At 67.8% G+C, this 11,209-nt stretch carries 8 protein-coding genes; 5 read left to right on the top strand and 3 right to left on the bottom strand.

Annotated features, from left to right (window positions below; all coding sequences use genetic code 11):
* The first annotated feature begins 156 nt into the window (after window positions 1-156).
* From ACO054_RS14240 to ACO054_RS14230, 3 genes are all read left to right on the top strand, one after another.
* Window positions 157-1,557 carry a TolC family outer membrane protein gene (locus ACO054_RS14240; RefSeq protein WP_421707250.1) on the top strand — a complete coding sequence of 467 codons (1,401 nt, stop codon included), beginning with the start codon at window positions 157-159 and terminating at the stop codon, window positions 1,555-1,557.
* Between the two features lie 154 nt (window positions 1,558-1,711).
* Window positions 1,712-3,922 (top strand): type I secretion system permease/ATPase, encoded by a 2,211-nt coding sequence (locus ACO054_RS14235; RefSeq protein ID WP_421707249.1) that lies wholly within the window; start codon window positions 1,712-1,714, stop codon window positions 3,920-3,922.
* A gap of 6 nt (window positions 3,923-3,928) precedes the next feature.
* A complete protein-coding gene (locus tag ACO054_RS14230) occupies window positions 3,929-5,245 on the top strand; it encodes an HlyD family type I secretion periplasmic adaptor subunit (RefSeq protein WP_421707248.1) in 1,317 nt (438 codons plus the stop codon).
* A gap of 29 nt (window positions 5,246-5,274) precedes the next feature.
* Here the strand turns inward: ACO054_RS14230 and ACO054_RS14225 are convergent, their stop codons facing one another.
* Window positions 5,275-6,270 (bottom strand): glycosyltransferase family 2 protein, encoded by a 996-nt coding sequence (locus ACO054_RS14225; protein WP_421707247.1) that lies wholly within the window; start codon window positions 6,268-6,270, stop codon window positions 5,275-5,277.
* 122 nt (window positions 6,271-6,392) lie between these two features.
* On the bottom strand, window positions 6,393-7,814 hold the full coding sequence (locus ACO054_RS14220) for a right-handed parallel beta-helix repeat-containing protein (protein WP_421707246.1): 1,422 nt from the start codon (window positions 7,812-7,814) through the stop codon (window positions 6,393-6,395).
* Window positions 7,815-8,055: 241 nt separating this feature from the next.
* Between ACO054_RS14220 and ACO054_RS14215 the strand changes: the two genes are divergently transcribed.
* Both ACO054_RS14215 and ACO054_RS14210 read left to right on the top strand, forming a co-directional pair.
* Window positions 8,056-8,997, top strand: a complete 942-nt coding sequence (locus ACO054_RS14215) for a S1 family peptidase (RefSeq protein ID WP_421707245.1) — start codon at window positions 8,056-8,058, stop codon at window positions 8,995-8,997.
* 116 nt (window positions 8,998-9,113) lie between these two features.
* On the top strand, window positions 9,114-9,866 hold the full coding sequence (locus ACO054_RS14210) for a hypothetical protein (protein WP_421707244.1): 753 nt from the start codon (window positions 9,114-9,116) through the stop codon (window positions 9,864-9,866).
* A gap of 27 nt (window positions 9,867-9,893) precedes the next feature.
* Here the strand turns inward: ACO054_RS14210 and glnT are convergent, their stop codons facing one another.
* Complete coding sequence (gene glnT / locus ACO054_RS14205; protein WP_421707243.1) at window positions 9,894-11,195, bottom strand: type III glutamate--ammonia ligase; 1,302 nt, start codon at window positions 11,193-11,195, stop codon at window positions 9,894-9,896.
* Between the last annotated feature and the right edge of the window lie 14 nt (window positions 11,196-11,209).

Raw genomic sequence — 11,209 nt, 5'->3', positions numbered from 1 at the left:
GAGCCGGCCGTCTCCCTTTCCGCGAGGAAGAGACGGACGGTTGTCTGGAGGAACGGGCGGGGCGCAAGGCTCAACCCACGTAAAGACTTTGGGCATAAGTTGTAGATATAGGTCGGAATACAGCTTTTGGTGTGTAAGCAAGTGGGGAAGATCTCGATGCAGCGGCAAGCAACTGACAAGAAGACGCGGCGGGAACTGGCGGTCGGGCGGGGCTTCGGCTGCGCCCTGCTCGCCACGGCCCTGACTCTCGGTGGTGCGCCGATGGCGGCTGGCCAAAGCCTTCAGGATGTGGTCGCGCTGGCGATTGATGCGCATCCGGCCGTTCGCGGCTCCGAAGCCGCCTTCCGCGCGGCGGAGCGTGCGGTGCAGGAGGAGCGCGGCGCCTTTCTGCCGGCCATCGATCTGACCGGCGATACCGGCTTTCAGCAAACGGATCAGGAAGACGTCAGCGACGACGACGAGGAACTCTGGCGGGCGCGCTACCGCCTCTCCGGCACCCAGTTGCTGTTCGACGGCTTCTCGACCAGCAACCGCATCGACGCGACGACCCAGGAGGCGGAGGCCGCGCTGTTCGACGTGCGCAGCGCCGCGAACGAGATCGCCAACCGGGCCATCGGCGCCTACCTGGCGGTCGCGCGGGACCGCGAACTGCTGACCTTCGCTCAGGACAACGTCGAACTGCATCGGCAGATTCTCGGCAACGTGGAGACCGCGGCCGAGGCCGGTGGCGGCTCGGCCGCCGACGTCGCGCAGGTGCGCACCCGCCTTGCCTTCGCTGAGTCGCAGCAGCGCCGCCTGCGGGGCGATCTGCGCAACTCCGAGGCGGATTTCCGTGAGGCAGTCGGCCAGTCGCCCAGCAATCTCATCCGTCCGATCGCGCCTCTGGAGGCCGTTCCGAACACTCTGGAGACCGCCATCGCGGTTGCGCGGGAATCCAATCCGAACCGCAGCGCCTCCATCGCTTCGGCTCGTGCTGCCGGTTTCGCCCTCGACGAGACGCGCGGCCCCTTCCTGCCCCGCTTCGATGTCGAGCTGGCCCATGAAGGCCGTCGCGGCGTCGGCGGAGAGCGCGATTTCGAGACGGACAACACCGCTCTGCTGCGTCTGAGCTGGAACCTCTACGACGGCGGCAGCGATACGGCCGCGCGCCGCCGGGCTCGCGAGCAGGAGAACGCGGCCCTGCTGCAGACCCGCGAGATCGACCGCCTGATCCAGGAGGAGATGGAGGTCAACTACAACAACCTGCAGGTGGCGCGCGACCAGCTCGACCTGCTGCGCGACCGCGTCGGCAACGCCGGCGAGGTGACGGAGGCCTATCAGGAGCAGTTCCGCCTCGGGCAGCGGACGGTGCTCGACCTGCTGGACTCCGGCAACGAACTCTTCGTGGCACGGGTCGACCTGACGCGCGCCGAATACGAGGTGATCGACGTCGCCTACGATGTGCTGACGACTGCCGGGACCGTTCTGGGCGCCGTCGGTGTCACGGCGGAGGTGCGCGATGTCGGGACCGTTCCGCACATCGAGTTGGGACAAGACGCAGAGTGGCAGAGCCAATAGCCGCAGCATCGGTAAATCCCGACACGGCCGGCCCGCGCGTGGGCCGTGTCGGTAAGTTCTGCGACGGTCGGCCCCAGGGCCGGCCGTCATCTTGTCCGGACGTGCCGTCCCGCGCGCACCGGATGCTCCTCCGCCGGATCGGCCCGAGCGCGGCATGAACGGTCTCCCGTCCAGCGCGCGCGAGGTGGCCGACCTCGACCCGGCGGCGCTGGGGCGCAGCGAACCCGACGACCCTCTGCTGGCCTGTCTGGTCTACCTCACCAAGCACTTCGGCCGCCCGCGCTCCGCGATGACCCTGCTGTCCGGCCTGCCGTTGACCGGCGCGCGCCTGACGCCGGAGCTGTTCCTGAGAGCTGCGGAAAACGCCGGCTTCGCCGCCCGCGTGGTGAGCCGCGGTCTGAACGAGATTCATCCCTGGACCCTGCCGGCCGTGCTTGTATTGCACGACGGCGATGCGCTGGTTCTGCAGGATTGCTCGGCCGAGGGCGACTGCCGAGTGATTCTGCCAGCCGCCGGCGGCGGTGAGTCGACCTTGGCTCGGGCGCAGCTTCAAGAGATCTACAGCGGCTATGCGATCTTCGTCCGTCCCTCGCCGCGCTTCGCGGGCGCGGCGAGCGAAGGGCCGGCGGCGGGGCGCGTGTCGCCGAGGGCGTCGGCCAGGACCCAAGCCTGGTTCTGGGGCACCTTCGCCGAGAACTGGTGGACCTATCTGCAGGTCGCGCTGGCGTCGGTCCTGATCAATCTCTTCGCCCTGGCGAACCCCCTCTTCACCATGACGATCTACGACCGCGTCCTGCCGAACAACGCGGTCGAAACCGCCATCGCCCTGGCCGTCGGCGTCGCCTCGGTCTTCTTCTTCGATTTCCTGCTGCGCATGCTGCGGGGTTGGTTTCTCGATTTCGTCGGGCGCCGGGCCGACGTGATCCTGGCCAGCCGGATCTTCGATCAGCTGCTCGACATGAAGCTGTCCCACCGGCCCCAGTCCTCGGGCGGCTTCGCCAGTACGCTACGCGAGTTCGAAAGCGTGCGCGACTTCTTTACCTCGGCGACGCTGGCCGCCTTCATCGACCTTCCCTTCGCACTGCTGTTCGTCGCGGTGATCGCCCTGCTGAGTCCCCAGATCGGTCTCTTGCTGGCGGCCGTGGTGGTTCTCCTGCTGATCTGGGGGGTGATCATTCAGATCCCCATCGCGCGCCGCATCCGCGAGACCCTGGCGCAGAGCGAGCATAAACACGGCGTTCTGGTCGAGAGCGTCGGCGGACTGGAGACCATCAAGGTGGTCGGGGCGCAGGGGCGCATGCGCCGCGCTTGGGAGGAGCTGGTCGGGCAGAGCGCCGAACTGGGCCAGAAGATGCGTTTTTACAACAACCTGGGGGTCCAGGTTGTCCATACGGTGCAGCAGCTCACGGCGGTCTGCGTCGTGATCTTCGGCGTCTTCCTGGTACAGGACGGACTCTTGACGGCCGGTGGGCTGATCGCCTGCGTCATCCTCTCGGGCCGGGCGATCGGGCCGCTGGCCCAGGTCGCCCAAATGATGATGCGGTTCCATCAGACCTGGTCGTCGCTCAAGTCGCTCGACGCCGTCATGCGCTACCCGGTGGACCGGCCCGCCGACGCCACCTTCCTGCACCGCCCGGAGCTACAGGGCGGTTTGGTGCTCGAGGGCGTCGGCTTCCGCTACCCCAACAGCCAGGTCGAGGTGCTGCAACGTCTCAGCGTTTCGGTTCAACCCGGCGAGCGCGTCGGCATCGTCGGCCGGGTCGGCTCCGGCAAGACCACCGTCGCCAAGCTGGCCGCCGGCCTTTACGAGCCGAGCGAGGGCGCGGTGCGGCTGGACGGCGTCGACATCCGCCAGATCGAGCCGAGCGATCTGCGCGCCAACCTGGGCTTCGTGCCGCAGGATCTCTTCCTCTTCCGGGGCACGATCCGGGAGAACCTGGTGATCGCCGCGCCGCACGCCAGCGATCAGGAGGTCATTCAGGTGGCCCGGGCCGTGGGGTTGCACGACTTCATCGTCCGGCATCCGCTCGGCTACGACCTGCCGGTCGGGGAGCGCGGCGAGGGCCTGTCGGGCGGTCAGCGCCAGGCCGTCGCCCTGGCGCGCGTGCTGCTCAAGCGGCCCAACCTGCTGCTGCTCGACGAGCCGACCTCCGCCATGGACAACCGCAGCGAGGAGCAGATTCTGCGCAACCTGCCGCTCTACCTGGAGGGCAAGACCATTCTGCTGATCACCCATCGGATCTCGCTGCTGCGGCTGGTCGACCGCGTGCTGGTGCTCGACGGCGGGCGCCTGATCATGGACGGCCCGCGCGACGAGGTGCTGGCACGGCTCTCAGACAAGCCGGTCGCGGTGAAGGAGAGCTGAGTCCCGATGCGACGCGATGAAGCCTTCATGTCCGAGCTGGCGGCGGCGTTGCATCGCCGGCCCCGTATCGGTGCACAGATCCTGCTGTTCGCCATCGTCGGCTTCGTGGTCTGGGCCGTCGTCTGGGCCGCCCATGCCGAGATCGATCAGGTCAGCAGCGGCACCGGCCGGGTGATTCCCTCGCGTCAGATCCAGGTCGTGCAGAACCTGGAGGGCGGCATCCTCTCCGAACTGCTGGTGCGCGAGGGCGAGACCGTCGAGGCCGGGCAGGTGCTGATGCATCTGGACGACACGCAGCTCACCTCGGACTTTGGGGAGAATCAGGTCAAGGCCCTGGGCCTACAGGCCGTGATCGCACGCCTGCAGGCCGAGCTTTCGGAGGAACCGCTCCTCTTCCCCGCCGTCGTGCAGGAGGCGATGCCCCAGGTCACGGAGGCGGAGGCTGCGCTCTATCGCGCACGGGCGGATGAGCTGACCTCGGCCCTCAACCGGCTTGGCGAACAGCTCAACCAGCGGCGCCGGGAACTTGAGGAGACCGAGGCCCGCATCGTCCAACTGACTCGCTCGATCAACCTGACCCGGCAGGAGATTGCGATCCTGGCGCCGCTCGTGGAGCGGGGGATCAACGCGCCGATCGATCTGATCCGCCTGCGCCGGGAGGAGAATCAGTTTGTCGGCGATCTGGCGGTGGCCGAGAAGACGCGCGAGCGGCTGCAGAGCGGGCTGGCGGAGATCGAGGCGCAGACGACGGAGACCCGCGCGCAGTTCCGCAGCCGTGCCCTGCAGGAACTCAACGAGGCGCAGGTGAACCTGCAGGCCCTGCAGCAGGTGCTGACCTCGCGGGTCGACCGGGTCGAGCGGGCCATCGTGCGGGCGCCGACCGCCGGCACGGTCAAGCAGCTTTTCGTCACCACGCTGGGCGGGGTCGTGCGGCCCGGCCAGGATCTGGTCGAGATCGTGCCGACCGAGGATACCTTGCTGGTCGAGGCGCGGCTGCGGCCCGCCGACATCGCCTTCATCTATCCTAGCCAGGCCGCGAAGGTGAAGATCACCGCCTACGACTTCACGGTCTACGGATCGCTACCGGCCAGCGTCGAGCATATCAGTGCCGACACCATCGAGGACGAGGCCTCGGGCGAGAGTTTCTACCTGGTGCGGGTCAAGACGGATGTGGCGGACCTGCGCGACCGGCAGGGCGAGCCGCTGCCGGTCATCCCCGGCATGACGGCCGCGGTCGATATCCTGACCGGCAAGCGCACGGTGCTGCAGTACATCCTCAATCCCTTCCTCAAGGTCGGACAACGCGCGCTGCGCGAAGGGTGAGGTCGGACCGGGCGAGGGAAACCTCGACCTCAGGCCTGCCGCCGGAAGGTCTGGGACGGCCGCGCCAGAAGCCGTAGTCCGAAGGACCCGAGCGTGAGCAGGGCCAGGGCCTTGATGCCGGCATTCGCGCGGCGGGGATGCACGCGCACGGATTCCCGCAGCAAGGACAGGTGACGCCCGAACTGCCGGCCGCGTGTGAGCTTCGCCATCTGAAGCAGGGAGCCGGCCAGCCAGGCGCCCGCCACCTCCCGGTCGACTTTCGTCCGTGCCTTGGCGTGCAGCTCGCGCAGGAAGCCGACGCGGGCGGCGGTGGTGTCCAGCCCGGCCGAGGGTTCGACGAGGCCGAGCGCCACCGCGTCATCCTCCAGTCTGCGGATCTGGGCGACGACCTGCCCGGTCACCATGAAGGCCGTCGCGAGGGACAGGTTGGCGATCAGTTTGGTGTCTTCCTGGCTGCGCAAGGCTCTGTCGAACCCGCCGAGCTCGCGCAGAATCGCGCGCCGTGCGGCCAGACCTTGGCAGTAGGTCGCGTCCCGGAAACAGAGATACAGCGGTGATGCGACCGGGGTCCCCCTCTCCTCCGGAAAAGACAGGCCTCGCAGCTCGAAGAGGTTCCTGCGGTAGTCCGAACCGGTCAGCTCCACGTTCGCGAGATGGGCCCCGATGTCGGGTGCCGCGTCGTGCATGTCCCGCTGGAAGGCCGCCAGGCGATCCGGGCTCCAGGTGTCGTCGGAGTCCAGGAAGGCGATCCATTCCGACGTCGCCGCTTCGATCCCCGCGTTCCGGGCCGCGCTGACGCCCGCGTTGTCCTGGCGGATCAGGCGGATCCGCTCGCCGTAGGTCTCCAAAACCGCTGCCGTCGCATCCGTCGAGCCGTCGTCGACGACCAGAATTTCGTCGGCCGGCTCACTCTGCGCCAACACGCTCTCGACCGCTTCCGAGACGATCTCCGCCCGGTTGTAGGTGGGGATCACCACGGAAACGGACAGCTTCGTGGGGGAAGGGGATTGCGTCGCTGGGCTCATCGAAGGGTCCTGACGGCATCTGTCCACGCGAAGCGAGGCGCTTATCGGGTATCGCCTCCGACACGCGAACACAAGGGCCGGACCGGTCGAGGCTATAGCTGGGAGGGCGGAACGCGGCTGTGCTATCGAAGGAATTCGTAGGCGCCGACGTCCGGCGCCGCGCCGTGAGAGCGGGCGCGTCCCAGCAGATCGACGGTCAGATCCGGGCCCGGGTCGGCGCCCAGAGGCCGGCCAGCTTCGCTCGGCCCGGTGAAGTCCGGGCTGGCGGCGTCGATGGCCGCACTGCCGGCACGCAGGCGAAAGTCGCCGCGCTCGGGCGCCTCGAAGGTCTCTCGCGCATCCTCGAAGCGTAGATTGTGAGTGAAGGTCGTCGCCTCGGGGTCGAGCTTGAAGCCGCGGGCGTCGAAGCCGCCTTCGTTGAAGGAGGCGGCCAAGTTGTTCGCCACCAGATTCCCGGAGCCGGACCTGCCGTCCTTGTGGGCGACCACGGTGACCCAGGGCGCGCCCGGCTGCCCCGGCCGGGCGTCGACCACCGTGTTGTTGACGACCTTCACGCCGCGCGCGCCCATCACGGTGATGCCGTGGAAATGATCGACCACCACCAGGTTGTTGGCGATGGTCCAGTTCTCGTACATGCCGTCGAACAGGCCGATGCCCTGCAGATTGCAGCGGTAGGGCTGCTCCGGATCCTCGAAGTTGATGATCCGGTTGCCGGTGATCTCGACGTTTCGGACCACGCCGGTGCCCGGGCTGCCGTCGGCGCCGCGTGACCAGGACTGGAAGCCGTCGTCGTGGTGGTAGTAGAGGCTGTAGCAGTTCTTGATGGTATTGCCGCGATAGATGCCATCGTCGCCCAGGGCGCGGACGGCATCCTCCGCGAAGCGGTCGATGACGTTGCCCTCGACCCTGACTCCTTGTCCGGTAGCGGTGATGGCGTGGCGCACATGCATGATCGTACTGTCGCGCAGTTGCAGATCCCGGCCGGCGAGAAAGACGCCGTGATGCGCGCGCTCGATCCATTCGCTTTCGCCCCAGCCGGCGATGCTGGCCGCGGAGCGTATCGTCAGGCCGTCGAGCCGGATGTCCCGCGTAGCCTCGCCGACCTGCACGAGGGTGGAGGGAAAGCCGGGCGTCCCGCGATCCGGCTCGGTCGGTGTGACCTCGATGGGGGTCTGCGGCTCGATCAGCAGGCCGGAGATGTACCAGCCGGAGCTGTTCGCGACGATCAGCCTGTCCGCCACGACCTGGGCGTCGGGGGCCGGCTGTAGGCTGACGGGCCGTTCCGGATGCTGCCCCTCGATGACCAGATCGCCGTAGCTGCCACTGTGCAGGAAGATACGCTCGCCGCCCTGGAGCGGAGCCTCCTCCAGCGCGGCCTGCAGCGAGCGGAAGACCGTAGTGTCCTCGCCGTCGCGCAAAGGCGTTCCGGAGCCGTCGCGCTGGCCGGAGGGGTCGATGTGCAGGTCGCGTGCCGCAGCGGTGCCGCCGAGCAGAACAGTAGTAGCCAGGAACAGCGCTGGTAGAGCCAAGCTCAACAGGGACACCGACCGCCGTGCTAGCGCCGAGGGAGAGGACAAGAGAAAGGTTGATGATCGCATGCCTGGTTCCCCCTTCCGGCGTTCGATCCGGGGGCTTCCCGGTTCAGATCCCGTGCCGCGCGGTTTCCCTTTCCAACTCGGAAATAGGTGGGCGAGCGACCTGCGTTTCCGCGCTTGTCATGGAGCGAAGTCCCGATAGATTGATGGTTGTATTGAATTTTAGGCACCCGGAAAAGGCCTTCGCTCCGTGACCGTCGCTTCCCTGCTGGCCGCCTGCCGCCGCACCGCCTGTCCGTTGGGGGTGCGGTTTTCGATGCTGGCGGTCGCGATCTCCCTCGGCTTGCTTTCCTTGGTCGCCGGACCGCCGCCGCTTGCGGCTTCGGACGTCGTGAACTGCCTGGACGCGGAACGCGACCTTGTCGTGCGTAAGGTGCGCCATCGCTGCGAGGGCCGGATCCTCAGCGACGAGGAGGCCGCCGTCTGGCGCGACAAGGCGGCGCAACGCAAGCGCGAGCGGTTCGAGCGGGCGCGCGAGACGGTGCCCCGAGTGGATGCTCGGCCGCAGGGCGTTTCCACCGGCTTCTGGGTCCATGGCGACGGTTATCTCATCACCAACAACCATGCGGTTCAGGGCTGCGCGCGGCTGACCCTTTTGCAGGATGGCGTACCGCTCGGGCCGGCCCGCGTCCAAGCTACCCGGCCGGACGTCGATCTGGCGCTGCTGAAGGCCGAGCGGCGACCGCAGAAGGTGGCGGCCTTCCTGGCGCAGCCGACCCCGCCGGACGGCGAGGCTCTGCGCATCGTCGGCTATCCCAGCGAGGGCGTGCCGCGTGTGCGCGCGATCCTCTCGCCGGGTCAGATCGCGGGGCGGCCGAACGAGGCCGACGTGCCTCTCTTCGCCTTCCTCGGTCGCATCAGGTTCGGCAACAGTGGCTCACCGGTCTTCGACGAAAGCGGTGCCGTGCTGGGAATCGTCATGGCGAAGATCGATTCCCAGGCCGTCTTCCGACAGACCGGCCAACTGCCGCCGGACCTTGGACTTGCCGTCGAGAGTCGGGCGATCGAGAGTCTGCTGGCGGCGGAGGGGCTGACGGGCCGGCGGGCGACCGTCGGTCCGGTCCTGGATGCCGAAACCCAGCTTGCGCAGGCCCGTGCCTTGGTCATGCGCGTTGACTGCTGGCGGGAGTAAGTCGCCGCCGCCGCTGGACGTTCCGGCTCTGGCGATCCGGATGAATCGCACCACCTAACTGCTGGTAGCCTGCGGGCCTGCCCCCATTCGTGCGTTCCGGCTCGAGGAAATGAACGATGACACGCCTTGCACTCTGGAAGGCCGCCTGTTTCGGGCTGGTCGGTCTGCTGGCCGTCTCGCCGTCGGTCGAACCGGCTTCCGCTCAGCAGGCCGCGACTGAAGAGGCCGAGGCCGTGCAGCAGGTCAAGCAGCAGATCTTCGATCTCGCCGAGTCCTTCAAGGGGCAGGGCGACGAGGATTTCTCGAAGCAGCGGCAGCTCGAGGCGCTGGTCGAGGAGCTGTTGCGTCTGGCGCCTCAGCCTCCGGTCGTCGAGCGTCTGGAGACGCTCTATGGAACCTGGCAGCAGGTCTGGGGCCCTTACGAATACGGCAGCGGCAGCGGCCGAGGCGTCGATCCCGCCAGCGATCCGGACCGGATCTATCAGGTCGTCTTCCCTGGGGGCTTCTATTACAACGTCGCGCCGCGCGACCGGCGGGAGACGGGCCCGACCCGCGAGATTGTCCTGCTGCGCGGCGTCTACGAACCCATCCCGGAGGCGCCCGACCTGCTGCGCGTCCGCTTCACTGCCTACCCCAGTACGGAGGTGCCCAGCTCCAGCGAGGCGATCTGGCGGCTGGCCGCGCGCGCCGAGGCGGACACGCTGGACAACCGCTCGGCGGTCGTGCCGCGCTTCATCGTCCGGCTCTTCTTCGGCGGCGGTGCGCTGCGTGAGGCCTATACCGACGACACGCTGCGCATCACCTTCGGCGCGGGCAGCGCCGAGGATCGCTCCGAAGAGTCGATCTACATCATGCGGCGGGTCGAATAGAGACGCCGGGTCTCCGGCACAGACCGCTCAGCAGTCCAAAGTCTGCTCGCGTTCCCAGTCGGTGAGGTGGCGGGCGTAGTCGTCCCACTCGGCGGTCTTGAGCTTGAGGTAGGCGGCGGTGAAGTCGCCGCCCAAGGCTGCCGTCAGAGTCTTGTCCTTGCGGAAGGCGCGCAGGGCGTCCAGCAGGTAGAGCGGCAGCGACTTGGCCTTCACCTTGTGACCCTCGCTGTACATGTTCACGTCCAGACGCTTGCCGGGATCGCTCTTGCGCGCCAGTCCCTCGAGCCCGGCCGCCAGCACGCCGGCCTGCAGCAGGTAGGGATTGGCCGCACCGTCGGCCAAGCGCAGTTCCAGTCTGCCGGGATCGGGAATGCGCACCATGTGGGTGCGGTTGTTGCCGGCGTAGGTGATGCTGTTGGGCGCCCAGGTGGCGCCGGAGGCCGTGACCGGGGCGTTCAGCCGCTTGTAGCTGTTGACCGTCGGGTTGGTCAGGGCGCAGAGCCCCTCCGCATGGCTCAGCAGGCCGCCGAGGAAGTGGTAGGCCCGCTGCGACAGCCCCAGCTCGCCCTTCCTGTCGGCGAAGAGATTGGTCTTGCCGTCCGGGCTCCAGAGAGAGACGTGGAGATGGCAGCCGTTGCCCGTCAGCTCGGCGAAGGGCTTGGGCATGAAGGTGGCGCGCAGGCCGTGCAGCTCCGCCACCGACTTCACCATGAAGCGGAAGAAGGCGTGGCGGTCGGCCGTCACCAGGGCGTCGGCGTAGTCCCAGTTCATCTCGAACTGGCCGTTGGCGTCCTCATGGTCGTTTTGGTAGGGGCCCCAGCCGAGAGCCAGCATGGCATCGCAGATCTGGGAGATGACGTCGAAGCGCCGCATCACCGCCGCCTGATCGTAGCAAGGCTTGGGGTCCAGGTCGCGCGGGTCGGAGATGGCGTTGCCGTCGGGCGTGATCAGGTGATACTCCGCCTCCACGCCCGTTTTCATGCGCAGTTTCCGCTTGGCGGCCGCTTCGATCTGACGCTTCAGGACCCAGCGCGGCCCCTGCTCGACCGGTTGGCCGTCCATGTAGAGATCGCTGGCGACCCAGGCCACTTCGGGCCGCCAGGGAAGCTGGATCGCGCTGTCGGGGTCGGGCAGAGCGAACATGTCCGGGTCCGCCGGCGTCATGTCCAGGTGAGTCGCGAAGCCCGCGAAACCGGCCCCGTCGGCCTGCATGCCGTCGATTGCCTGAGTCGGCACCAGCTTGGATCGCTGGGCCCCGCGCAGATCGGTGAAGCTGATGAGGAAGTAGCGGACCCCCCGGTCCTTGGCGAATTTGCTTAGCTTGGTCATGAGTCCCCCCGTCT

Source organism: Algihabitans sp. (assembly GCF_965226985.1).
Taxonomy (GTDB): Bacteria; Pseudomonadota; Alphaproteobacteria; order Kiloniellales; family DSM-21159; genus Algihabitans.
The sequence above is the reverse complement of the archived record's forward strand: the minus strand, read 5'-3'. Positions and strand labels throughout refer to the sequence as shown.

Bases quoted from the DNA above. Each gene is read 5' to 3' on its own strand.
- ACO054_RS14240 (WP_421707250.1), top strand. From the start codon at position 157: ATGCAGCGGCAAGCAACTGACAAGAAGACGCGGCGGGAACTGGCGGTC.
- ACO054_RS14235 (WP_421707249.1), top strand. From the start codon at position 1,712: ATGAACGGTCTCCCGTCCAGCGCGCGCGAGGTGGCCGACCTCGACCCG.
- ACO054_RS14230 (WP_421707248.1), top strand. From the start codon at position 3,929: ATGCGACGCGATGAAGCCTTCATGTCCGAGCTGGCGGCGGCGTTGCAT.
- ACO054_RS14225 (WP_421707247.1), bottom strand. From the start codon at position 6,270: ATGAGCCCAGCGACGCAATCCCCTTCCCCCACGAAGCTGTCCGTTTCC.
- ACO054_RS14210 (WP_421707244.1), top strand. From the start codon at position 9,114: ATGACACGCCTTGCACTCTGGAAGGCCGCCTGTTTCGGGCTGGTCGGT.
- glnT (WP_421707243.1), bottom strand. From the start codon at position 11,195: ATGACCAAGCTAAGCAAATTCGCCAAGGACCGGGGGGTCCGCTACTTC.